Origin of the sequence: Micromonospora sp. NBC_00898, assembly GCF_045207895.1 — a bacterium.
Classification (GTDB): Bacteria; Actinomycetota; Actinomycetes; order Mycobacteriales; family Micromonosporaceae; genus Micromonospora.
Genome location: NZ_CP108775.1, coordinates 1,211,332 through 1,233,983 on the forward strand (window position 1 = coordinate 1,211,332; position 22,652 = coordinate 1,233,983).

Below are 22,652 nucleotides of genomic sequence, written 5' to 3' on the forward strand. Positions count from 1 at the left end.
GTTGACAGAGTTAGGTAGTGGGGAGCTTCGGTCGGATCCAGCTTGCCCGCGGGGAGGGGAGCGTCACCCGGCTGGAGCTGTTCCTGGACCTGATCTTCGTTTTTGCGTTCCTGAACGTCACGGGGGTGACCTCCGAGCAGCTGAACCCGGCCGGTCTTCCCCGCGGTCTGCTGCTGCTGGTGCTGCTCTGGGGTTGCTGGGCGCCGTATGCCTGGCTCGGCAACATTGTCCGGCTGGACCGGGGCGTCATGCCGGTGTTCATGTTCGGACTCAGCGCGACGCTCTTCGTGATGGGCCTGACGGCCCGGGAGGCCTTCGTCGACCGTCCCGGCGGGCTTTCCGGGCCGGTCGTGTTCGCGGTGTGCTACATGATCGCGCGTAGTGGCGCTCTCGTGTTCGCCACCGCCGCTGGCGTGGCGGAACCGGGCACCCGCCGGCGGTTGTGGAAGGCCTGGCCGTTGATCGTGGCCGGCACGCTGGCGCTGCCGGCCGCGGCCGTCGTCCCGGAGCACGTCAGTGGCGCGCTGGCCCGCGAATGGACCCGGTTCGCCCTGGTGGCCTGCGCGATCGTCGCCGGGTACAGCGGCACTTTCCTGCTGGGCGCCGGAACCTGGCGAATCAGATCCATCCCATACTGGGCGGAACGGCACAGCTTGATCATCCTGATCGGGGTTGGCCAGGCCATCATCTCCGTCGGGCTCAGCCAAGGGGCCGCAGTCGGGCAGCCGCTCACCCTTACGGTGCTGGCAGGGGCGCTGCTTGGCGTCATCCTTGCCGGGGCGCTGTGGTGGACCTACTTCGACCTGGCCCGGTTCGCCGCCGAGCAGGCCCTGGAGCAGGCGTCGGAGGCCCGACGAGCCCTTCTTGGGCGCGACGCGTACAGCTTCCTGCACCTGCCGATGATGGCCGGGCTCGTCCTGGTCGCTCTCGGCATCCAGCAAACGCTTGCCGCGCTACGGGAGCCATCGCCCGCGTCGGTCGGACTACGGCTGCTGGTGCTCTACGGCGGCGTGATCCTCTATCTCGTCGGCCTGATCCTGTTCGAGGTGCGGACGCTGCGCCTGCTCGGCCGATCACCCCGCCTCGGGATCCTCCTCGTGGTCGCCCTGGCGCCGATCGCCCTCCGGGTGCCGGTGCTCGCTCAGCTGGCGCTGCTCACCGCAGCGGTGGTTGCCATGGCGCTGGCCGACGCAACCGTCTTCCGGCACCGCCACCGCCAGCTGCACGCGGCGATGCAACCGGCCCTCAAGCAGTCCGGGGTGACACCGAAGGAACTCTTCTTCGACCTGGTCTTCGTGTACGCGTTCCTGCAGGTCGCCGCCGTGATGGCCGACGACCCCACCTGGCGCGGGGTGGTACGCGGGCTGCTGGTGCTCGTCGTGCTCTGGTTCGCCTGGGCCGCGTACACCTGGCTGGCCGTCGCGGTTCGCTCGGAGCACCCGGTCGTGCGCCTGGTGATGGTGCTGGTCGTCGCCATCACCGCGGTGATCACCCTGGCCGGCCCGCAGGCGTTCAACGACGCCGTCGGCGGTCTCTCCGGGCCACTGGTCTTCGTGGTCTGCTACGCGCTGATCCGACTGCTGTACTTCGGCGCGTTGTGGCTCATCGCCCGGCAGAACCCGACTCAACGGTCCGCGGTGGCGCGCAGCGCCGTGCCAACCCTGCTGGCGCTCGCCATGCTGCTGGCCGCCGCGTTGATCCCGCAGCCGGTCGGCGACATCCGGCTGCTGACCCCGGTGCGCGCCGGGCTCTGGCTCGCCGCCATCGCCGTCGACCTGATCGGCAATCCGCTGGCCGGACTCCATTACTCGCGCATCTGGTCGGCCGAGCACTGGGCCGACCGACACAGCCTGATCATCATCATCGCCCTCGGCGAGACGGTCATCGCGATGGGCACCGCCGTGGCCTACACACCGATCTCCGCCCGGATCATCGTCGCCGCCGTACTCGGCACTGCCCTGCTGGCCGCGCTCTGGTGGATCTACTTCGGCACGAGCGCCACCCACGGCGAGCGGGTCCTGGCGGCAAGCGACAGGGCACGGCGTGCCGCGCTGGCTCGGGACGCCTACGCGCTTCTGCATGTGCCGATGGTCGCCGGCATCGTCCTGGTCTCGCTCGGGCTCGCCAAGACCATGTCCGTCCTGGGCAGCCACGGCCTGTTCGAACTCGGCGCGCCGGTACAGCAACTTCCGCACCTCGCGCTCTTCGGCGGCGTGATCATCTTCCTGCTGGCGGACCAGGGGTTCCGGTGGCGGCTGACCCGCCGCCCCCATCGACAACGGATCGTCCAAACATTGGCGGTGACGGCGCTGACGCCCGCCACCGCCAGGCTTCCGGCGCTGGCCGCGCTCGCCATACTGGCCGCAGTCTGCATCGGGTTCATGACGATCGAAGTGGCACGCCAGCGACTTTCGGATCCAGCGCGGCGCCGATCAGAGTGATTGGGCGGGCTCATCGCCAACCCGCCGCCCGGCACGCCCGTCCCGTCGATCCTGCCGCCGCAGGACGGTCGCCTCTTCCTCGACCGGGACAAGTTCGCCGCATCGTTCGCCGGAGACCTGCCGGCGAGCAGGCCGCGTTCATGGCCGCCGCGCCGGGTTGGGGCAGCTGCCGGGCGGCCGTGGTCGGGCCGGCTGATCGCCCCGACCGGCGGCGGATGACGCGCCCGGACCCGGATCGCGCCGCCGCTCCGGGTGGCTGGAAGAATCGCATCCCGTGAAGACGTTCGAGGAGTTGTTCGCCGAGCTGCAGGCCAAGGCCGCCGCCGGCACCCCGGGCTCCGGCACGGTCGCCGCGCTGGAGAAGGGGGTGCACTTCATCGGCAAGAAGGTCGTCGAGGAGGCGGCCGAGTCGTGGATGGCCGCCGAGCACGAGGGCCCGGAGCGGGCGGCCGAGGAGATCTCCCAGCTCCTCTACCAGGCCCAGGTGCTGATGCTCGCCACCGGTCTCGAGCTCAAGGACGTCTACCGACATCTGTGAGTGCCCCCACCCGCTGATCAATCCCGATCGAAGGAGCACTCCGTCATGCTGCGTGTCGCCATTCCCAACAAGGGCACCCTGGCCGAGCCGGCCGCCGAGATGCTGCGCGAGGCCGGTTACCGGCAGCGCCGCGACCCCAAGGACCTGGTCTGCCGGGACGAGGCCAACGACGTCGAATTCCTCTATCTGCGCCCCCGCGACATCGCCACCTACGTCGGCTCCGGCGACCTGGACCTCGGCATCACCGGCCGGGACCTGCTGGTCGACTCCGGCGCCCCGGCCGAGGAGATCGTCGACCTCGCCTTCGGCGGGGCGACCTTCCGCTTCGCCGCCAGCCCGGACACCATCGACTCGCCCAAGGAGCTGGGGGGGCACCGGATCGCCACCGCGTACCCGGGGGTGGTCCGCCGCTACCTGGACGACAACGGGCTGACCGCGGACGTCATCCGGCTCGACGGCGCGGTGGAGAACGCCGTCCGCCTCGGCGTGGCCGACGTGGTGGCCGACGTGGTCTCCACCGGCGCCACCCTGCGCCAGGCCGGGCTGCAGATCATCGGCGAGCCGCTGCTGGTCTCCTCGGCGGTGCTGGTCCAGCGCGTCGGGGCGCGTGGCTGCGCCCAGGCCGAGCAGCTGCTCCGCCGGCTGCACGGCGTGCTGGTCGCCCGGCGCTACGTGATGCTCGCCTACGACGTGCCGGCCGGCCTGCTCGACCGGGCCAGCTCGCTGACCCCCGGGATCGAGTCGCCGACCGTCTCCCCGCTGCACCGGGAGGGCTGGGTCGCCGTGCAGGCGATGGTGCAGCGCGACGACGTGCACCGGATCATGGACGAGCTCTACGAGCTGGGCGCCCGGGCGATCCTGGTCACCAACATCCACGCGTGTCGGTTGTGAGGCCGCTCCCCTCGTCGGCCGCCCTCGCCCTGGTGGTGCTCGGCGGGGCGGCCTCGGCGGCGCAGGGCGTGGTCAACGCCGAGCTGGGCGAGCGCGCCGGCAACCCGGTGGTCGGCGCGGTGGTCAACAACCTCGGCGGCAGTCTGCTCGTCGCGGTGGGGCTGTTCGCCGTCCCGTCGATGCGCGCCGGACTGGCCGTGCTGCGCCGGTCCGGGCTGCCCTGGTGGTCGTACCTGGGTGGGCTCGGGGGCGCGGCGATCGTGGTGATCGGCACGTACGTCGTCCCGGTGCTCGGAGTGGCGGTCTTCACCATCGCCCAGGTCGCCGGCGGCAGCGTCGGCGGGCTGGCCGTGGACCGGGCCGGCCTGGCCGCGGCGGGGCGGCTGCCGTTCACCGTGCCCCGGGTGGCCGGGGCGCTGCTCGGCGTCGGCGCGGTGACCCTGGCCCAGCTCGGCCGGCCGGTCGGCGACCTGGCGGGCGGGCTGGTGCTGCTCGCGGTGGCGGGCGGCCTGGCGGTCGCCCTCCAGTCGGCGCTGAACGGCCGGGTCTCGGCCGCCAGCACCACCGCCGCCGGGATCGCGGTCAACTTCGCCGTCGGCACCCCGGTGATCCTGGCGGTCGCGGCGCTGGTCGGCGCGTTCGCCGCCCGCCCCAGCTGGCCGGGGCAGTGGTGGCTGTACGGGGGCGGCCTGCTCGGCGTCGGCATCGTGCTCTCCCTGCTGGTCGGGGTACGCGCGGTCGGCGTGCTGCGGACCGGCCTGGCGCTGGTCGCCGGGCAGCTCGGCGGCGCGCTGCTGCTGGACGTGCTGCTGCCCGGCGGCGCCGGCGCGCGGCTGCCGGTGCTGGCCGGCGCGGCGCTCACCGTGGTGGCGGTGGTGGTGGCCGGTGGCCGGCGACGCGCCGGGATCCGTGTGGCACCGGACCGCAGCCCGGAGCCGGATGGCAGACTGGTCGGGTGAGCGATTCCCTGGTGACCGTGCGGCCGCGGCGGATCCGGCTGGTCTGCTGGGCCTCGGCGGCGACGCTGCTGGTGGTCTTCAGCCTGGTGGCCACCTCGCTGACCGGCCGGACCGGTGACGGCTACGGCACGTTCCAGCGCGGCGACCAGCTGGCCATGATCGGGCTGGGCGTCTTCGGCGCGCTCGGCATCCTGCTCTTCACCCGGCCGCGGGTGGTGGCCGACGCCAGGGGCGTCCGGGTCCGCAACGTGCTCGGCTCGTACGACCTCCCCTGGGAGGTCGTCCGCGGGGTCCGCTTCGACCGGGGCGCCCCGTGGGCGAGCCTGGAGCTGCACGACGACGACCTGCTGCCGATGGTAGCCCTGCAGGCGGCCGACAAGGAGCTGGCGGTCGAGGGCGTGCGCGCCCTGCGCCGCCTCCACCAGGCGCACCTGGCCGCCCTCGCCGGCGACCCCGCCGCGAGCTGACCCGGGAATCCGCAGGCCGGGGTGCAAGCGGACGGGTGGGTCGAGTTGGGGATGGCTGGGGCCAGGGTGTAGTGTTGCCGAGTCGACCAGACTGCCCCCGTTTCGACGTGCGGGCGGTCCCGAAGCGGAGCGCCTGCTCCCACCCGAGTCGCCCCTGACGGTGGCCGGGTCCGGTCACCGGTTCCGGGGACATCCCGGTCCCGGATGCGCGATCATGTGATCGTGCCGACCGGTCGAGCGGGCCCTGGCATACGCCGGGGCCCTCTGCTTTCCGGGTCGGCTCCCGTCCGGGAGCCCGCGGAGTCGGCACCGCAGGAGACTCGACTCGAGGAGGCCCCATCAGCGTCGAACCACGCGTGAACGAACAGATCCGGGCACGTGAGGTCCGACTGGTCGGCCCTGAGGGTGAGCAGGTGGGCATCGTCCCGCTGGAGCGCGCCCTGCAGCTGGCCGCGGACGTCGACCTGGACCTGGTCGAGGTTGCGCCGATGGCGCGCCCGCCGGTGTGCAAGCTCATGGACTTCGGCAAGTTCAAGTACGAGAGCGCACTGAAGGCGCGCGAAGCGCGGCGTAACCAGCAGCAGACCGTCATCAAGGAGATGAAGCTCCGGCCGAAGATCGACCCGCACGACTACGAGACCAAGAAGGGTCACGTGGTGCGGTTCCTCAAGGCCGGCGACAAGGTCAAGGTGACGATCATGTTCCGCGGTCGCGAGCAGAGCCGCCCGGAGCTGGGTTACCGGCTTCTGCGTCGGCTCGAATCCGAGATCACGGACCTGGGATACGTCGAGGCCGCTCCGAAGCAGGACGGCCGCAACATGATCATGGTTCTCGCTCCGCACCGGGCCGTCAAGGCCTCCGCGGTCGCCGCCACGGCGTCCCGTGGCGGGCCCCGGGAACGGGCCGCGGAGGAGTCCGGCGCCCCGGAGGCCGGCGAGACCCCGGAGGCCGGCGAGACCGGCCCGACCGCTGAGACCAGCGGCCAGTAACAGGGAGAAGACGTTCCACATGCCGAAGATGAAGAGCCACACGGGTATGGGCAAGCGGGTCAAGGTGACCGGCAAGGGCAAGATCGTTGCCCAGCAGGCCGGCCTCCGCCACCACCTGGAGCTGAAGTCCTCCACCCGGACCCGGCGGCTGACCGGCACGGTCGAGCTGGCCAAGGCTGACATCAAGCGAATCAAGAAGCTGCTCGGCCGCTGACGCGCGCCACCCTGAACCGAAGAAGGAGTTGAGATGGCACGCGTCAAGCGGGCTGTTAACGCCCAGAAGAAGCGTCGTACCCTGCTGGAGACCGCGAGCGGTTACCGCGGTCAGCGCTCCCGCCTGTACCGCAAGGCCAAGGAGCAGGTGCTGCACTCGATGCAGTACGCCTACCGGGACCGTCGCGACCGCAAGGGCGACTTCCGGCAGCTCTGGATCCAGCGGATCAACGCTGGCGCCCGGGCCAACGGCATGACCTACAACCGGCTGATCCAGGGCCTGCGCCTGGCCGGCATCGAGGTTGACCGCAAGATCCTGGCCGACCTGGCCGTCAACGACGCCGCGGCGTTCGCCGCGATCGTCGAGCTGGCCCGCGCCGCCGTGGCGGCCGAGGGCACCGGTGGTGCCGCGGCCCAGGCTGCCTGATCCACCCACAGCAGATCGAGGCGTCTCCCATGCAGTCACCATCGCGCGGGAGGCGCCTCGACGCTGTCTCCGGCCCGTTCACCCCGCGTACCCCCAGGGTGGTCGCCGCCCGCCGGCTCCAGCGCCGCCGGGACCGCGAGGCCGCCGGCCGCTTCCTGGCCGAGGGCCCGCAGGCCGTCCGCGAGGCACTGGCCCGCGCCGGGACGGTCACCGAGCTGTTCGGTACGCCGGCCGCCCTCGACCGGTACGCCGACCTGGCGGCGCGGGCCGCCCACGCCGACGTGCCGGTCTCCGAGGTGACCGACGAGGGCCTCGCGGCGCTCGCCGAGACCGTGGCCCCGCAGGGCCTGGTCGCGGTCTGCCGGCACCTCGACGTACCCCTGGACGCCGCCCTCGCGCGGGGCCCGCGCCTGGTCGCGGTGCTCGCCGAGATCCGCGACCCGGGCAACGCCGGCACCGTGCTGCGCACCGCCGACGCGGCCGGCGCCGGGGCGGTGGTCTTCGCCGGCGACGCCGTCGACCCGTACAACGGCAAATGCGTGCGGTCCTCGGCCGGCAGCCTCTTCCACGTCGACGTGGTCCGCGCCCCCGACCCGCTCGCGGCGGTCGAAGCACTACGCACCGCCGGGCTCTCGATTTTCGCCACCACCGGGTACGGCGACAGCGACCTGGACGACCTCATCGACTACGGGCGGCTCGCCGCCCCCACCGCCTGGCTCTTCGGCTCCGAGGCGCACGGGCTGCCCGAGGAGCTGACCGCCACCGCCGACGCCCGGGTCCGGGTGCCGCTGCACGGGCGCGCCGAGAGCCTGAACCTGGCTGCGGCCGCCGCCGTCTGCCTGTACGCTTCAGCCAGAGCACTGCGCTGACCTTCGGTCGCGTGGTTCACACAGCAGGGGAGTCGTCCACGTGATGAACGCGCCACGGCGTTCGTTTAGCCAGCCCGCCGGTGTCGGCGGGCGGCGGGCCTGACCCTTCCTCCTGCGCGTACTCCCACCGGCGGGCTGCGGCACAGCCGCGCGTCCGTAGACTCGCCTAGCCGCCCGCGAGGGCCGGCGCCGCCGTGAGGGAGTGCCCGTACGCCATGAGCTACCGCAACGATCCGTACGACCCGAAGCAGGTCGCCCTGCTCGACCCGGACGCCCTGGCCGGGGCCGTGGCCGATGCCGAGAAGGCGTTCGCCGCCGCCGCCGACCCGGACGCGTTGACCGCGCTGCGCCCCGCGCACCTCGGTGACCGGTCCCCGGTCTCGCTGGCCCGCCGGGAGATCGGCGCGCTGCCGCCGGCCGCGAAGTCCGACGCCGGCAAGCGGGTCAACGAGGCCCGCCGCGCCATCGAGGCCGCGTACGCCGCCCGACAGGAGACCCTGGAGCGGGAGCAGGCCGAGCGGGTGCTGGTCGAGGAGCGGGTCGACGTGACCCTGCCGTACGACCGCCGGCCGCGCGGCGCCCGGCACCCGCTGTCCACCCTGATGGAGCAGATCAGCGACCTGTTCATCGGGATGGGCTACGAGGTGGCCGAGGGTCCCGAGGTCGAGCTGGAGTGGACGAACTTCGACGCGCTGAACATCCCCGCCGACCACCCGGCGCGCGGCCTGATGGACACCTTCCACATCGCACCGCCGGACGGCGCCGAACACTCCGGCCTGGTGCTGCGCACCCACACCTCGCCGGTGCAGGCGCGCACGATGCTCACCCGCAAGCCGCCGATCTACGTGATCGTGCCCGGCCGGGCCTACCGCACCGACGAGCTGGACGCCACCCACGCGCCGGTCTTCCACCAGGTCGAGGGCCTGGTGGTGGACAAGGGCATCACCATGGCGCACCTGCGCGGCACGCTGGACCACTTCGCCCGGGCGATGTTCGGCGAGGGCGCGAAGACCCGGTTCCGGCCGCACTACTTCCCGTTCACCGAGCCGTCGGCCGAGTTCGACGTCTGGTTCCCCGAGCACCGCAAGGGGCCCCAGTGGGTCGAGTGGGGCGGCTGCGGCATGGTCAACCCGCGGGTGCTGCGCGCCTGCGGCATCGACCCGGAGGTCTACTCCGGATTCGCGTTCGGCATGGGCATCGACCGGACGTTGATGTTCCGGCACGGGGTCAGCGACATGCGGGACATGGTCGAGGGCGACGTGCGGTTCACCCGCGCGTTCGGGGTGTAGACGGTGCGGGCACGAATTACGGAGACGGTGGTCTGAGTCATGCGAGTTTCTGTCAGTTGGCTGCGGGAGTACGTCGACCTCCCCGCCGACCTGCCCACCGGCGACCTGGAGCAGGCGCTGGTCGACCTCGGCATCGAGGTCGATTCCGTCGTGGACCTGCGGGAGACCGTGACCGGTCCGCTGGTCGTCGGTGAGGTCCTGGAGATCGAGGAGCTGACCGGCTTCAAGAAGCCGATCCGGTTCTGCCGGGTCGACGTCGGCGCCGCCAACGGCACCGGCGAGCCGCAGGAGATCGTCTGCGGGGCGACCAACTTCGCCCCCGGCGACCGGGTCGTGGTGATCCTCCCCGGCGGCGTGCTGCCCGGGAACTTCGCCATCGGGGCGCGCCGGACGTACGGGCGCAACTCCAACGGCATGATCTGCTCCGCCAAGGAGCTGGGCCTGGGCGACGACCACTCGGGCATCATCGTGCTGCCCGAGGACAGCCCGGCCAAGCCCGGCGACGACGCCCGCCCGGTGGTCGGCCTCGACGACGTGGTGGTCGAGCTGGAGATCACCCCGGACCGTGGGTACGCGCTCAGCGTCCGCGGCATCGCCCGCGAGCTGTCGCACGCCCTCGGTGTGCCGTTCCGCGACCCGGCCGCGATCCCGGCGTCCGGCGGCACCGCCGAGCCGGCGTACCCGGTAGAGGTGCGGGACACCCACGGCTGCGACCGGTTCGCCGCCCGGATGGTCCGCGCCGTCGACCCGACCGCGCAGACCCCCGGCTGGATGGCGCAGCGGCTCACCGTGGCCGGCATCCGGAGCATCTCGCTGCCGGTCGACATCACCAACTACCTGATGCTCGAACTCGGCCAGCCGATGCACGCCTTCGACGCCGACCGGATCAGCGGGCCGCTGGTGGTCCGCCGCGCCGAGCCGGGGGAGAAGCTGACCACCCTGGACGGGGTCACCCGCACCCTGGTCGCCGAGGACATGGTCATCTGCGACGCCGGGCTGCCCAACGCCCTCGCGGGCGAGGGCGCCGGGGTCCCGATCTCGCTCGCCGCGGTGATGGGCGGCGAGACCAGCGAGGTCGTCGCCTCCACCACCGACGTGCTGTTCGAGGCGGCGCACTGGGACCCGGCGATGGTCGGCCGGACCGCCCGCCGGCACAAGCTGTTCAGCGAGGCGGCCAAGCGCTGGGAGCGGGGCGTCGACCCGGCCCTCGCGCTGGTCGCGCTGGAGAAGGCGGTACGGCTGCTCACCGAGCACGGCGGCGGCACGGTCGGCGACGAGATCCTCGACATCGACCACGTCCGGCCGCGTACCCCGATCACCCTGCCGGTGGACCTGCCGTCCCGGCGGGTCGGGGTGGCGTACTCCCCGGAGCGGGTGGTCGCGCTGCTGGAGCAGGTCGGCTGCACCGTCGCCCGGGGCACCGACCGGCTCGCCGAGGACCCGGGCGAGGTCGGGGTGGCCGCCGCTGGCGGTGGCGAGGTGCTGACCGTGACCCCGCCGACCTGGCGGCCCGACCTCACCGACCCGGCCGACCTGGTCGAGGAGGTGGTCCGCCTCGACGGGTACGACCGGGTGCCGTCGGTGCTGCCGACCGCGCCAGCCGGCCGCGGCCTCACCTGGCAGCAGCAGCGCCGCCGGGCGGTCGCCCGATCGCTCGCCGAGCGCGGGTACGTCGAGGTCCTCGCGCACCCGTTCGTCTCCGCCGAGCTGGCCGACCAGCTCGGCCTGCCGGCCGACGACCCGCGCCGCCCGGCGGTGCGGGTGGCCAACCCGCTGTCCGAGGAGGAGCCGCTGCTGCGGACCACCCTGCTCGGCCCGCTGCTCGGCATCCTCAAGCGCAACGTCGGCCGGGGTCAGCGCGACGTAACGATCTACGAGATCGGCGCGGTGTTCCATCCGCGTCCCGGCGCCGGCGCCCCGCCGGCCATGGGCGTGGACCGGCGCCCCACCGACGAGGAGTTCGCCGCCGCCGACGCGGTGGTGCCGGACCAGCCGCGGCACGTGGCCGTGGTGCTCGCCGGTGAGATGGAGCCGGTCGGCTGGTGGGGCGCGGGCCGGGCGGGCGGCTGGGCGGACGCCGTCGAGGCCGGCCGCACGGTGCTGGCCGCGGCCGGCATCCCGGCCGACCGGGTCACGGTCCGGGCCGCCGAGCGCGCCCCCTGGCACCCCGGCCGCTGCGCCGAGCTGCGGGTGGACGACACGACGGTTGGGTACGCGGGTGAGCTGCATCCGGCCGTGGTGGCGACGCTGGAGCTGCCCCGCCGGACCAGCGTCATGGAGCTGAACCTGGATGCGCTGCCTGCCGCGCCGGTGGTTTCCGGCCCGGCCATCTCCACCTTCCCGCCCGCGCTCATCGACGTGGCGCTGGTGGTGGACGAGTCGGTGCCGGCCGCCGAGGTGGAGCGGGCCCTCGTCGCGGGGGCCGGCGAGCTGCTGGAGGACGTCCGGCTCTTCGACGTGTACGCCTCGCCGCAGCTCGGCGCGGGCCGCAAGTCGCTGGCGTACAAGCTGACATTCCGGGCGCCGGACCGGACGCTGACCGTCGAGGAGGCGGTGGCCGCCCGGGACGCGGCGGTGGCCGAGGCCGCCCGGCGCCTCGGTGCCACCCTCCGCGGCGCGTAACGATCCACCACGGCGAGCGCCGCTCCCCGAGCCCCGGGGAGCGGCGCTCCCGTCGCCGCGCCGCTCACTCCTTGACGGTGGCCACCAGCGACCTGCGCGGCCAACTCGGCCCGGCGGATTTTCTCGGCCGCCCGCGGTTTGGCCGTCGCCATCGGCCACCTCCTCGACTTCCGCGCCCGCCGGCGCCCGTCGAGTCGCCCGACCTGCCGTCTACCTCACCAAGAGGTGAGATACTGGCATAAACGGGAAGAAGTAGGGTAAACCCATATGACCACGCGGGGTGCGGCGGCTGAGCTGCCGGGGAGCCGCCAGCCCCCGCATCGGGCCGGCTTCGTCGAACTGCTCTTCGACGTGGTGCTCGTCTTCGCCCTGACCCGGCTTTCCGACCGCCTGGTGGAGCAGCTGAACTGGCGCGGATTCTACTCGGCGCTGGTACTGACCCTGGCCCTCTGGTGGCTCTGGTACCGCATGGCCTGGACGGCCAACCGGTACGACCCCACCCGCCCGATGATCCAGGTAATGATCATCGTGACCATGCTCGGCGCCCTGCTGATGGCCGCCGCGTTGCCCGAGGCCCTCGAGGAACGCGGGACAGTCTTCGCGGTGGTCTTCGTCGCCGTCGAAGTGCTCCGACATCTCTGGCTCGTGCTGTTCGGCGGGGACGGGCACGCGCGGCTGGTCAGTGTCCGGATCGTCTTCTGGGCGTGCCTCTCGGCGGTGCCGTGGATCGCCGGGGTCTTCGCCCACGACGGTCCGCGGCTGGTCTGGTGGAGCGTGGCGGTCCTCATCGACTACGCCGGAGGGCTGCTCGACTTTCCGACCCCGTGGCTGGGCCGCGCGGGGCTGCGGGGTCAGCCGATCGCGGAGGAGCACCTGACCGAGCGCTACCGGCAGGTGCTGATCATCGCCTTCGGCGAGTCCATCCTGACCTCGGGCATCCAGTTCAGCCCGTACGGCTTCGAGCGTGAGCGGACGGCGGCGCTGGTGGTGGCGTTCGTGATCACCGTGCTGCTCTGGCAGATCTACTACTACCGGGCGGGGGAGTTGCTCCCCCTCGCCATCGCGTCGTCCCGGGCCCCGGCCTACGTCGGTGACCTCGCGTCGTACGCGCACCTGATCATGGTGATCGGCGTCGCGGTCACCGGCGTGGGGGACAAGCTGATCATCTCGCAGCCCGTTGGCGAGACCCAGAGGCCGTGGACCGTGGTCATCCTCGGCGGGCCGGCGCTTTTCCTGGTCGGCCGAGCGATGCTCGACTACGCCGCGTTCAGCCGGATCTCCTGGTCGCGACCGATCGGGATAGCGCTGCTCGCGGCATTGGCCCCGTTGACCGTCGCGCTGCCGCCACTGTTCGTGGCCGTGGCCGCCGCCCTGGTGCTGGCCGGCGTCGTCACCTCCAACGCGATCACCTGGCGGCTGTATCCGAGGGAGATGGCCCCGCCGCCCGGCGGATCGGGCGAGGGCTGACGGGGCCGGGTGTGCGCCGGTCATCGGTCGGGCGGAAGCGCCCGGGCCCTTCAAGTTCATGCGGTCGATCGCATGAACTTGCAGCATCTCGGTGACCTCTGTTAGCCTTGTCTGCATAGTCATACGGAGGTGAGCATGAGTATTCGGGTCGCGGTCGCCGGCGCGAGCGGGTACGCCGGTGGCGAGCTGCTGCGCCTGGTCGCCGGGCACCCGGAGTTCGAGCTGGTCGCCGCCACCGCCCACTCGCAGGCCGGCCAGCCCGTCACCGCCGTACACCCGCAGCTCGCGGGCCTCGACCTGGTGCTCGGGGCAACCGACCCGGCCGCCCTGGCCGACGCGGACCTGGTCTTCCTGGCCCTGCCGCACGGCCAGTCGGCGGCCCTGGCCGCGGCCCTGCCCGAGACGGTCAAGGTGGTCGACCTCGGCGCCGACCACCGGCTGCGGGACGCCGACGCCTGGGCCCGGTACTACGGCGGCCCGCACGCCGGCGCCTGGACCTACGGCCTGCCCGAGCTGCCCGGCCAGCGCGCGGCCATCGCCGCCGCGACCCGGGTCGCCAACACCGGCTGCTACGCGGTGGCCACCACCCTCGCCCTCGCCCCGCTGATCGCCGCCGGCGCGGTGCACCCCACCGACGTGGTGGTGGTCGCCGCCTCCGGGACCTCCGGCGCCGGCCGGGCCGCCAAGGCCCACCTGCTCGGCAGCGAGGTGATGAGCGACCTGTCGCCCTACAAGGTCGGCGCCCACCAGCACGTGCCGGAGATCAAGCAGGCCACCGGCGCGACCAGTCTCTCCTTCACGCCGGTGCTCGCCCCGATGCCGCGCGGCATCCTCGCCACCGTCACCGCCGTGCCGACCGGCGACGCCGACCCCCGCGAGGTGCTCACCGCGGCCTACGCGGACGCGCCCTTCGTGCACGTGCTACCCGTGGGGGCCTGGCCGCACACCGCCGTCACCGCCGGCGGCAGCTCCTGCCACCTTCAGGTCGGCGTCGACGTCGACTCCGGCCGGGTGATCGTGGTCAGCGCCATCGACAACCTCGGCAAGGGCGCCGCCGGCCAGGCCGTGCAGAACGCCAACCTCATGTTCGGCCTCCCCGAGACCACCGGCCTCTCGACCTTCGGAGTGGCACCATGACCGTCACCACCCCCCGGGGCTTCCGGGCCGCCGGGGTCGCCGCCGGGCTCAAGACCAGCGGCGCCGCCGACCTCGCCCTCGTCGTCAACGACGGCCCCGACGCCGGGGTCGCCGGGGTCTTCACCGCCAACCGGGTCAAGGCCGCGCCGGTGCTCTGGAGCCAGCAGGTCGTCCGGGGTGGCGTGGTCCGCGCCGTGGTACTCAACTCCGGCGGCGCGAACGCCTGCACCGGCCCGGCCGGCTTCCAGGACACCCACGCCACCGCCGAGCTCACCGCCGCCGCGCTCACCGCCAGCAGCCCCCGGCTGATGCTCGGCGCCGGCGAGGTCGCGGTCTGCTCCACCGGCCTGATCGGCGAGCGGCTGCCGATGCAGAAGCTCCTGCCCGGCGTGCGCACCGCCATCCGCGGGCTCGCCCGCGACGGCGGCGCGGCGGCGGCCGAGGCGATCATGACCACCGACACCCGGCCGAAGACCGCCGTCGCCAAGGGCAGCGGCTGGACCGTCGGCGGCATGGCCAAGGGCGCCGGGATGCTCGCCCCGGCCATGGCCACCATGCTCTGCGTGCTCACCACCGACGCGGTGGCCGGGCCGGACACCCTGGACGCCGCGCTGCGCGCCGCCACCCGGGTCACCTTCGACCGGATCGACTCCGACGGCTGCATGTCCACCAACGACACGGTGCTGCTGCTGGCCAGCGGCGCGTCGGGCATCGAGGCGACCGAGGCCGAGCTGGCCGCCGCCGTCACCGCCGCCTGCCACGACCTGGCCCAGCAGCTCATCGCCGACGCCGAAGGCGCCACCAAGCAGATCGCGATCGACGTGGTCGGCGCCGCGAGCGAGGACGACGCGGTCGAGGTGGGCCGCTCGGTGGCCCGGAACAACCTGGTCAAGACCGCGCTGTTCGGCAACGACCCGAACTGGGGCCGGATCCTCGCCGCCGTCGGCACCACCTCGGCCGCCTTCGAGCCGGACGGCGTCGACGTCGCGGTCAACGGGGTCTGGGTGTGCCGCTCCGGCGCCGCCGCCGAGGACCGCTCCAAGGTCGACCTGACCGGGCGGGACGTCACCATCCGGATCGACCTGCACGCCGGCGACGCGGCGGCGACGATCTGGACCAACGACCTGTCGCACGCGTACGTGCACGAGAACTCGGCGTACTCCACATGAGCCTCTCCGCGGACCTCACCCGGGCCCAGGTCAAGGCCGAGACGCTGATCGAGGCCCTGCCCTGGCTGGCGAACTTCTCCGGCGCGACCGTCGTGGTCAAGTACGGCGGCAACGCCATGGTCGACCCCGAGCTCCAGCGCGCCTTCGCCGCCGACATGGTCTTCCTGCGCTACGCCGGCCTCAAGCCGGTCGTGGTGCACGGCGGCGGGCCGCAGATCTCCGCCATGCTGGGCCGGCTCGGCATCGCCAGCGAGTTCAAGGGCGGCCTGCGGGTCACCACCGCCGAGGCGATGGACGTCGTCCGGATGGTGCTGGTCGGCCAGGTCGGCCGGGAACTGGTCGGCCTGATCAACGCGCACGGCCCGTTCGCCGTCGGCCTCTCCGGCGAGGACGCCGGTCTCTTCACCGCGGTGCGCCGCCCGGCGTACGTGGACGGGGAGCCGGTCGACGTCGGGCAGGTCGGCGACGTCGAGTCGGTGGACGTCTCCGCCGTGGCCGACCTGATCGCGGCGGGCCGGATCCCGGTGATCTCCACCGTCGCGCCGGACGTCGACGGGGTGCTGCACAACCTCAACGCCGACACCGCCGCCGCCGCCCTCGCGGTCGCCCTCGACGCCCGCAAGCTGGTCGTCCTCACCGACGTCCCCGGCCTGTACGCGGACTGGCCGGACACGGCCAGCCTGGTCAGCGAGATCAGCACCGACGACCTGGCGAAGCTGCTGCCGTCCCTGGAGTCGGGGATGGTCCCGAAGATGGAGGCCTGCCTGCGGGCGGTGCGCGGGGGAGTGCCCGCCGCGCACGTCGTCGACGGCCGGGTCGCCCACTCCACGCTGCTCGAAGTGTTCACCTCGGAAGGATTCGGCACGATGGTCGTGAGCGCGTCATGAGCACCCTGTTGCACCGGTGGGGCCAGTCCATGATGGACAACTACGGTACGCCACCGCTGGCGCTGGTCTCCGGCTCCGGTGCGGTGGTCACCGACGAGGCCGGCCGGGAGTACGTCGACCTGCTCGGCGGCATCGCCGTCAACGCCCTCGGCCACGCCCACCCGGCCGTGGTGGCCGCCGTGTCCAAGCAGGTCGCCACCCTCGGCCACGTCTCCAACCTCTTCGTCGCCGAGCCGCCGGTGGCCCTGGCCGAGCTGTTGCTGGCCCTGGCCGGCCGCCCCGGCCGGGTCTTCTTCGCCAACTCCGGGGCGGAGGCCAACGAGGCCGCGTTCAAGCTCTCCCGGCTCACCGGCCGCACGCACGTGGTCGCCACCCGGGGCGGCTTCCACGGCCGGACCATGGGCGCCCTCGCGCTCACCGGCCAGCCGGCCAAGGCCGACCCGTTCCGCCCGCTGCCCGGCGCCGTCACCCACGTCGAGTACGGCGACGTGGCCGCCCTGGAAGCGGCGGTCACCGACGCCACCGCGATGGTGATCCTGGAGCCGATCCAGGGGGAGAACGGCGTCGTCGTACCGCCCGCCGGCTACCTGTCGGCGGCCCGGCGGATCACCGCCCGGCACGGCGCGCTGCTGGTGCTCGACGAGGTGCAGACCGGGATCGGCCGCACGGGGCACTGGTTCGCCCACCAGGCCGACGGCGTCGAGCCGGACCTCGTCACCCTGGCCAAGGGCCTCGGCGGCGGCCTGCCGATCGGCGCCTGCCTGGCCTTCGGCCGGGCCGCCGAGCTGCTCGGTCCCGGCTCGCACGGCACCACCTTCGGCGGCAACCCGGTCAGCTGCGCCGCCGCGCTCGCCGTGATCGCCACCATCGCCAACGAGGGCCTGCTCGACCACGTCAAGCGGATCGGCGAGCGGCTCCGCCGGGGGATCGAGGCGCTCGGCCACCCCCTCGTCGCCGATGTCCGCGGCGCCGGGCTGCTGCTCGGCATCGTGCTGACCGAGCCGGCCGCCGGCGCGGCGGCGGCCGAGCTGCGCGAGGCGGGCTTCCTGGTCAACCCGGTGCAACCCGGGGTGCTCCGGCTCGCCCCGCCGCTGATCCTCACCGCGGAGCAGGCCGACGCCTTCCTCGCCGCCCTCCCGGCGGCCCTCGACGCGGCGGCGCCCGCCCCGGCTGCCGCCACCGCGACCAGCCCCACCATGACGGAGGTCAGCGCATGATCCGGCACTTCCTGCGGGACGACGACCTGACCCCGGCCGAACAGGCCACGGTGCTCGACCTGGCCGCCCGGATGAAGGCCGACCGGTTCGCGTACCAGCCGCTCGCCGGGCCGCGGTCGGTGGCGGTGCTCTTCGACAAGCAGAGCCTGCGCACCCGGATCTCCTTCGACGCCGGCATCGCCGAACTGGGCGGCCACCCACTCGTGGTGGACACCCAGGTGACCCACTTCGGCCGGGGCGAGACCCTGGCCGATGCCGGCCGGGTGCTGTCCCGGTACGTCGCCGCGATCGTGCTGCGCACCCACGGCGACGACCGGATCGCCGAGGTCGCCTCGCACGCCACCGTGCCGGTGGTCAACGCGCTCACCGACGACTACCACCCCTGCCAGCTCCTCGCCGACCTGCTCACCGTCCGCGAACACTGCGGCGCCCTCGCCGGGCGGACCCTGACGTACGTGGGGGACGCGGCCAACAACATGGCCCACTCGTACCTGCTGGCCGGGGCCACCGCCGGGATGCACATCCGGATCGCCGGCCCGGTCGGCTTCCAGCCCGACCCCGAGATCGTGGCCCGGGCCGAGAAGATCGCCGCCGGCACCGGCGGCTCGGTCCGGGTGCTGACCGACCCGGTCGAGGCGGCCCGCGGCGCCGACGTGCTGGCCACCGACACGTGGACCTCGATGGGGCAGGAGGACGACGGGCTGGACCGGATCACCCCGTTCCTGCCGTACCAGGTCAACGCCGCGCTGCTCGGCCACGCCGCGCCGGACGCGATCGTGCTGCACTGCCTGCCCGCCCACCGCGGCGAGGAGATCACCGACGAGGTGCTCGACGGGCCGCGCAGCGCGGTCTTCGACCAGGCGGAGAATCGCCTGCACGCCCAGAAGGCGCTGCTGACGTTTCTCCTGGAGGCATCAACATCATGACCGCCCCGCTGACCCGTACCGCCCGGCACGCCCGGATCGTCGAGCTGATCCGCGACAAGGCGATCCACTCGCAGACCGAGCTGGCCGACCTGCTCGCCGGCGACGGCGTCCAGGTCACCCAGGCCACCCTCTCCCGGGACCTCAAGGAGCTGGGGGCGGTCACCGCGCGCGGCGGCGACGGCCGGGGCGTCTACCTGATCCCCGAGGACGGCCACCGGCCGCTGCGCGACGCCGAGGCCGCCCCGGCCCGGCTCGTCCGGCTGCTGCACGAGCTGCTCAACGGGGTCGACTCCAGCGGCAACATCGCCGTGCTGCGCACCCCGCCGGGCGCAGCCCACTACCTGGCCAGCGCGTTGGACCGAGCGGGCCTGCCCGAGGTCGTCGGCACCATCGCCGGCGACGACACCATCCTCGTCGTGGCCCGCGAGGCCCTCGGCGGGGCCGCGCTCGGCGACAAGCTCGCCGGCTGGGCCCGCCGCGAAGACAACGTTGAAGGGAGCACACCATGACCGAGCGGGTCGTCCTTGCCTACTCCGGGGGTCTCGACACCTCCGTCGCCATTCCCTACCTGGCCGAGCAGACCGGCGCCGAGGTGATCGCGGTCGCGGTCGACGTCGGGCAGGGCGGCGAGGACCTGAACGCCATCCGGCAGCGCGCCCTGGACTGCGGCGCCGTCGAGTCCGAGGTGGTCGACGCGCGCGACGAGTTCGCCGCCGACTACTGCCTGCCGGCGATCCGGGCCAACGCCCTCTACATGGACCGGTACCCGCTGGTCTCCGCGCTGTCCCGGCCGCTGATCGTCAAGCACCTGGTCGCCGCGGCCCGCAAGCACGGCGGCACCATCGTGTCGCACGGCTGCACCGGCAAGGGCAACGACCAGGTCCGCTTCGAGGTCGGCCTGAGCGCGCTCGCCCCCGACCTGAAGATCGTCGCCCCCGCCCGGGACTTCGCCTGGACCCGGGACAAGGCGATCGCCTTCGCCGAGGAGAAGGGGCTGCCGATCGACGTGTCGGCCAAGTCCCCGTACTCCATCGACCAGAACCTGTGGGGCCGCGCGGTGGAGACCGGCTTCCTGGAGGACATCTGGAACGGTCCCATCGAGGACCTGTACTCGTACACCGCCGACCCGGCCGAGCCGCGGGACGCCGACGAGGTCGTGATCACCTTCGACGCCGGCAACCCGGTCGCGATCGACGGCGAGACCGTCACCCCGTACCAGGCGATCCTGGAGCTGAACCGGCGCGCCGGCGCCCAGGGCGTGGGCCGGCTCGACATGGTCGAGGACCGCCTCGTCGGCATCAAGAGCCGCGAGGTGTACGAGGCCCCCGGCGCGATCGCGCTGATCGCCGCCCACCAGGAGTTGGAGGCGGTCACCGTGGAGCGGGACCTGGCCCGGTTCAAGCGCGGCGTCGACCAGCGCTGGGGCGAGCTGGTCTACGACGGCCTGTGGTTCTCGCCGCTGAAGAACTCCCTCGACGCGTTCATCGCCGACGCCCAGCAGCACGTCTCCGGCGAGGTGCGGCTCACCCTGCACGGCGGCCGGGCCACCGTCACCGGCCGGCGCTCCGAGGCCAGCCTGTACGACTTCGGTATGGCCACCTACGACACCGGCGACACCTTCGACCAGTCCCTCGCCAAGGGCTTCGTGCAGCTCTGGGGCCTGCCCAGCAAGATGGCCGCCGCGCGGGACGCCCGGCTGGGTGGCTCCTGATCGTGGGGACCACAATGGGCGGGGTGGACGACAAGAGCCTGACCGAGAACAGCGCCGCCGCCAACCGGACGAGCCTGTGGGGTGGCCGGTTCGCCGGTGGCCCCGCCGAGGCCCTCGCGCGGCTGTCGGTGAGCGTCCAGTTCGACTGGCGCCTCGCCCCGTACGACATCGCGGGCTCCCGGGCGCACGCCCGGGTCCTCGCCGGCGCCGGCCTGCTCGATCCCGACGAGCTGGGCCGGATCCTCGCCGCGCTGGACGACCTGGAGGCGGCCTGCGCCTCCGGGCAGTTCCGCCCCACCGTCGACGACGAGGACGTGCACACCGCCTTGGAACGCGGCCTGTTGGAGCGGCTCGGCAGCCTCGGTGGCAAGCTGCGCGCCGGGCGGTCCCGCAACGACCAGGTCGCCACGGACCTGCGGCTCTACCTGCGCGACCATGCCCGGGGCGTGGCCGCCCGGCTGGTCGAGCTGGCCGAGGCCCTGGTGGAGCAGGCCGGGCGGCACGTGGACACCGCCGCGCCCGGCATGACGCACCTGCAGCACGCCCAGCCGGTCACCTTCGGGCACTGGCTGCTCGCGCACGTGCAGCCGCTGCTGCGCGACCTGGAACGGCTGCGCGACTGGGACCACCGGGCGGCGATCAGCCCGCTCGGCGCAGGCGCGCTCGCCGGTTCCGGCCTGCCGCTGGACCCGGTGGCCGTCTCCAAGGAGCTGGGCTTCCGCACGTCCTTCGCCAACTCGATGGACGCGGTCGCCGACCGGGACTTCGTCGCCGAGTTCCTCTTCGTCACCGCGATGATCGGCGTGCACCTGTCCCGCCTCGGCGAGGAGGTGGTGCTCTGGACGTCGCACGAGTTCGGCTGGGTCGAGCTGGACGACGCCTTCGCCACCGGCTCGTCGATCATGCCGCAGAAGAAGAACGCGGACATCGCCGAGCTGGCCCGGGGCAAGTCCGGCCGGCTGGTCGGCGGGCTGATGAGCGTGCTCACCATGCTCAAGGGCCTGCCGATGACCTACGACCGGGACATGCAGGAGGACAAGGAGCCGGCCTTCGACGCGGTCGACACCCTGGAGCTGCTGCTGCCGGCCCTCGCGGGAATGATCTCCACGATGACGGTCCGGGTGGACCGGCTGGTCGCCGCCGCGCCGGTCGGCTTCTCGCTCGCCACCGAGGTCGCCGACTGGCTGGTCCGCAAGGGTGTGCCGTTCCGCGACGCGCACGAGATCACCGGCAAGCTGGTCGCGCTCTGCGTGGCCCGGGACTGCGCCCTGGACGAGGTCTCCGACGCCGACCTGGCGACGGTGAGCGAGCACCTCGACCCGTCGGTGCGCGACGTGCTCTCGGTCCGCTCGGCGCTCGCCGCGCGTACCACGCCCGGCTCGACCGGGCCGGGTCCGGTCGCCGACCAGCTCGCCACCGCCGGAGACAAGCTGGTCGGTTGGCGGGAGTGGGCCGCCGAGCGGGTCGTTCCCCGCTGAGGTCGTCGGGTCGGCGCGGGTGGCCCCGCCCGTGCCGACCCTCAGCCTGTGGTGGGGCGTTCCCGCTTCGGCAGCTTCGCCACCACCGCGTCGTACGACCCGTCGACGGCGCCGATCAGCTCCTCGTCGTCGATCCCGCCCTCCAGGCGGAGCGTGTTCCACCCGGACCGCCCGATGTACGCCGACGCCTTCGCGTCGGCCGGGAACCGGTGCAGCCACTCGTCGGCGACGTCCCGGTTCGGGCCGCACTTCACTCCCACCCGCGCCTCTCCGTCGGGGGAGCCGAGGAACGCGAAGATCCGGCTCCCCACCTTCACCACCTCGTCGCCCTCCCATGGCCGGTCCAGCCAGGCGCCCGGCTTGGCCAGGCAGTACGCCAGCATCTCCGCACGCGTCATCGCGTCCTCCCGTCGCCCGGTTGCCGGTCCAGTCTCGCGGGTGCCTGCGACAGTCCGCGCCTCCCGCGCGCCGGGCGAGTCCGCTGACCGCGGGGGCTCAGTCGCCGGTGCCGGTGCGGACGGTCAGCCGCTCGTAGCGCTGGCGGGCCGCCTGGGCGCTGCCCAGCCCCAGCCCGAAGGCGATCGCCTGCCAGGTCAGCCCCCGGCCGCGGGCCACCTGCAACAACCCCGCCTCCAGCGCGTCGACCTCGGCGCGGACGTGCGGGATCAGGGTCAGCGCGGCCATCAGGTCGGCCTGGTCGACCGGCTCCTCGCCGGGCTCCAGCTCGGCCCCGCCCGCCAGCGCCATCACCAGCGTCGCCGCCTCGTAGGCGTCCGGCACGTCGGGGTGGGCGTACCGACGGCGGCGGGCGTCCGTGCCGGCGTGCCGCTCGGCGATCCGCAGCAGCGCCGCGTAGTTGCGGTGCGCTCGGGCCTGGGCAGCATCCGGAGCGGTGAACGGGTCGTTGTCCAGCGTGACCATGTGTTCCATCAGAACCGCTTGAACGGCCCTTTGT

22 protein-coding genes are annotated in these 22,652 nt (G+C 73.2%); 20 read left to right on the forward strand and 2 right to left on the reverse strand.

The features are described 5' to 3' along the window. Positions 1-17: 17 nt before the first annotated feature. The 20 genes from OG799_RS05740 (at position 18) to argH (ending at position 21,697) form a co-directional block, all read left to right on the forward strand. A complete protein-coding gene (locus tag OG799_RS05740) occupies positions 18-2,441 on the forward strand; it encodes a low temperature requirement protein A (RefSeq protein ID WP_406043810.1) in 2,424 nt (807 codons plus the stop codon). A 274-nt stretch (positions 2,442-2,715) separates the two neighbouring features. After that, positions 2,716-2,979: a phosphoribosyl-ATP diphosphatase gene (locus OG799_RS05745; RefSeq protein ID WP_036375234.1), complete on the forward strand. Its 264-nt coding sequence runs from the start codon at positions 2,716-2,718 to the stop codon at positions 2,977-2,979. Positions 2,980-3,024: 45 nt separating this feature from the next. Beyond that, the gene (gene hisG, locus OG799_RS05750; RefSeq protein WP_406043813.1) at positions 3,025-3,870 is read left to right on the forward strand and encodes an ATP phosphoribosyltransferase; all 846 of its coding nucleotides are present in this window, start codon (positions 3,025-3,027) and stop codon (positions 3,868-3,870) included. Then, the gene (locus tag OG799_RS05755; RefSeq protein ID WP_406043815.1) at positions 3,858-4,829 is read left to right on the forward strand and encodes a DMT family transporter; all 972 of its coding nucleotides are present in this window, start codon (positions 3,858-3,860) and stop codon (positions 4,827-4,829) included. Before hisG ends, OG799_RS05755 begins: the two co-directional genes overlap by 13 nt. After that, positions 4,826-5,296 carry a PH domain-containing protein gene (locus OG799_RS05760; protein WP_406043817.1) on the forward strand — a complete coding sequence of 157 codons (471 nt, stop codon included), beginning with the start codon at positions 4,826-4,828 and terminating at the stop codon, positions 5,294-5,296. The genes OG799_RS05755 and OG799_RS05760 overlap by 4 nt, the downstream gene beginning before the upstream one ends. Before the next feature lie 356 nt (positions 5,297-5,652). Then, entirely contained in the window at positions 5,653-6,285 is a 633-nt protein-coding gene (gene infC / locus OG799_RS05765; RefSeq protein WP_406043819.1) for a translation initiation factor IF-3, read from the forward strand. Positions 6,286-6,304: 19 nt separating this feature from the next. Further along, positions 6,305-6,499 carry a 50S ribosomal protein L35 gene (rpmI, locus tag OG799_RS05770; RefSeq protein ID WP_406043821.1) on the forward strand — a complete coding sequence of 65 codons (195 nt, stop codon included), beginning with the start codon at positions 6,305-6,307 and terminating at the stop codon, positions 6,497-6,499. A gap of 33 nt (positions 6,500-6,532) precedes the next feature. Next, a complete protein-coding gene (rplT, locus tag OG799_RS05775) occupies positions 6,533-6,925 on the forward strand; it encodes a 50S ribosomal protein L20 (protein WP_030335718.1) in 393 nt (130 codons plus the stop codon). Positions 6,926-6,954: 29 nt separating this feature from the next. Beyond that, entirely contained in the window at positions 6,955-7,794 is an 840-nt protein-coding gene (locus tag OG799_RS05780) for a TrmH family RNA methyltransferase (protein WP_406043824.1), read from the forward strand. A 215-nt stretch (positions 7,795-8,009) separates the two neighbouring features. Continuing rightward, entirely contained in the window at positions 8,010-9,083 is a 1,074-nt protein-coding gene (gene pheS / locus OG799_RS05785; RefSeq protein ID WP_406043826.1) for a phenylalanine--tRNA ligase subunit alpha, read from the forward strand. A 39-nt stretch (positions 9,084-9,122) separates the two neighbouring features. Then, a complete protein-coding gene (gene pheT / locus OG799_RS05790; protein WP_406043828.1) occupies positions 9,123-11,705 on the forward strand; it encodes a phenylalanine--tRNA ligase subunit beta in 2,583 nt (860 codons plus the stop codon). A gap of 267 nt (positions 11,706-11,972) precedes the next feature. Then, positions 11,973-13,172, forward strand: coding sequence for a low temperature requirement protein A (locus OG799_RS05795; protein WP_406043830.1), 1,200 nt, complete (start codon positions 11,973-11,975; stop codon positions 13,170-13,172). Between the two features lie 135 nt (positions 13,173-13,307). Next, the gene (gene argC, locus OG799_RS05800; protein ID WP_406043832.1) at positions 13,308-14,309 is read left to right on the forward strand and encodes an N-acetyl-gamma-glutamyl-phosphate reductase; all 1,002 of its coding nucleotides are present in this window, start codon (positions 13,308-13,310) and stop codon (positions 14,307-14,309) included. Further along, complete coding sequence (gene argJ, locus OG799_RS05805) at positions 14,306-15,478, forward strand: bifunctional glutamate N-acetyltransferase/amino-acid acetyltransferase ArgJ (RefSeq protein ID WP_406043834.1); 1,173 nt, start codon at positions 14,306-14,308, stop codon at positions 15,476-15,478. The genes argC and argJ overlap by 4 nt, the downstream gene beginning before the upstream one ends. After that, positions 15,475-16,365, forward strand: a complete 891-nt coding sequence (gene argB / locus OG799_RS05810) for an acetylglutamate kinase (RefSeq protein ID WP_406043837.1) — start codon at positions 15,475-15,477, stop codon at positions 16,363-16,365. The genes argJ and argB overlap by 4 nt, the downstream gene beginning before the upstream one ends. Next, positions 16,362-17,582, forward strand: a complete 1,221-nt coding sequence (locus OG799_RS05815) for an acetylornithine transaminase (RefSeq protein ID WP_406043839.1) — start codon at positions 16,362-16,364, stop codon at positions 17,580-17,582. Before argB ends, OG799_RS05815 begins: the two co-directional genes overlap by 4 nt. Then, on the forward strand, positions 17,579-18,508 hold the full coding sequence (gene argF / locus OG799_RS05820; RefSeq protein ID WP_406043841.1) for an ornithine carbamoyltransferase: 930 nt from the start codon (positions 17,579-17,581) through the stop codon (positions 18,506-18,508). Before OG799_RS05815 ends, argF begins: the two co-directional genes overlap by 4 nt. Beyond that, complete coding sequence (locus tag OG799_RS05825) at positions 18,505-19,017, forward strand: arginine repressor (RefSeq protein ID WP_406043843.1); 513 nt, start codon at positions 18,505-18,507, stop codon at positions 19,015-19,017. The genes argF and OG799_RS05825 overlap by 4 nt, the downstream gene beginning before the upstream one ends. Further along, positions 19,014-20,219 carry an argininosuccinate synthase gene (locus OG799_RS05830; protein ID WP_406043845.1) on the forward strand — a complete coding sequence of 402 codons (1,206 nt, stop codon included), beginning with the start codon at positions 19,014-19,016 and terminating at the stop codon, positions 20,217-20,219. Before OG799_RS05825 ends, OG799_RS05830 begins: the two co-directional genes overlap by 4 nt. Positions 20,220-20,233: 14 nt before the next feature. After that, positions 20,234-21,697: an argininosuccinate lyase gene (gene argH / locus OG799_RS05835; RefSeq protein ID WP_406046213.1), complete on the forward strand. Its 1,464-nt coding sequence runs from the start codon at positions 20,234-20,236 to the stop codon at positions 21,695-21,697. Between the two features lie 41 nt (positions 21,698-21,738). On the opposite strand, the gene OG799_RS05840 is transcribed toward argH, so the two are convergent. Together OG799_RS05840 and OG799_RS05845 are read right to left on the reverse strand one after the other, a co-directional pair. Further along, a complete protein-coding gene (locus OG799_RS05840; RefSeq protein ID WP_406043847.1) occupies positions 21,739-22,095 on the reverse strand; it encodes an MmcQ/YjbR family DNA-binding protein in 357 nt (118 codons plus the stop codon). 97 nt (positions 22,096-22,192) lie between these two features. Continuing rightward, the gene (locus OG799_RS05845; RefSeq protein ID WP_236647405.1) at positions 22,193-22,627 is read right to left on the reverse strand and encodes a DNA-binding protein; all 435 of its coding nucleotides are present in this window, start codon (positions 22,625-22,627) and stop codon (positions 22,193-22,195) included. Positions 22,628-22,652 lie beyond the last annotated feature (25 nt).

Coding starts and splice junctions, on each gene's coding strand:
- hisG (WP_406043813.1), top strand. CDS start 3,025: ATGCTGCGTGTCGCCATTCCCAACAAGGGCACCCTGGCCGAGCCGGCC.
- OG799_RS05830 (WP_406043845.1), top strand. CDS start 19,014: ATGACCGAGCGGGTCGTCCTTGCCTACTCCGGGGGTCTCGACACCTCC.
- OG799_RS05795 (WP_406043830.1), top strand. CDS start 11,973: ATGACCACGCGGGGTGCGGCGGCTGAGCTGCCGGGGAGCCGCCAGCCC.
- argJ (WP_406043834.1), top strand. CDS start 14,306: ATGACCGTCACCACCCCCCGGGGCTTCCGGGCCGCCGGGGTCGCCGCC.
- argH (WP_406046213.1), top strand. CDS start 20,234: ATGGGCGGGGTGGACGACAAGAGCCTGACCGAGAACAGCGCCGCCGCC.
- OG799_RS05780 (WP_406043824.1), top strand. CDS start 6,955: ATGCAGTCACCATCGCGCGGGAGGCGCCTCGACGCTGTCTCCGGCCCG.
- rplT (WP_030335718.1), top strand. CDS start 6,533: ATGGCACGCGTCAAGCGGGCTGTTAACGCCCAGAAGAAGCGTCGTACC.
- OG799_RS05825 (WP_406043843.1), top strand. CDS start 18,505: ATGACCGCCCCGCTGACCCGTACCGCCCGGCACGCCCGGATCGTCGAG.
- argF (WP_406043841.1), top strand. CDS start 17,579: ATGATCCGGCACTTCCTGCGGGACGACGACCTGACCCCGGCCGAACAG.
- OG799_RS05845 (WP_236647405.1), bottom strand. CDS start 22,627: ATGGAACACATGGTCACGCTGGACAACGACCCGTTCACCGCTCCGGAT.
- argB (WP_406043837.1), top strand. CDS start 15,475: ATGAGCCTCTCCGCGGACCTCACCCGGGCCCAGGTCAAGGCCGAGACG.
- rpmI (WP_406043821.1), top strand. CDS start 6,305: ATGCCGAAGATGAAGAGCCACACGGGTATGGGCAAGCGGGTCAAGGTG.
- OG799_RS05815 (WP_406043839.1), top strand. CDS start 16,362: ATGAGCACCCTGTTGCACCGGTGGGGCCAGTCCATGATGGACAACTAC.
- pheT (WP_406043828.1), top strand. CDS start 9,123: ATGCGAGTTTCTGTCAGTTGGCTGCGGGAGTACGTCGACCTCCCCGCC.
- OG799_RS05840 (WP_406043847.1), bottom strand. CDS start 22,095: ATGACGCGTGCGGAGATGCTGGCGTACTGCCTGGCCAAGCCGGGCGCC.
- argC (WP_406043832.1), top strand. CDS start 13,308: ATGAGTATTCGGGTCGCGGTCGCCGGCGCGAGCGGGTACGCCGGTGGC.
- pheS (WP_406043826.1), top strand. CDS start 8,010: ATGAGCTACCGCAACGATCCGTACGACCCGAAGCAGGTCGCCCTGCTC.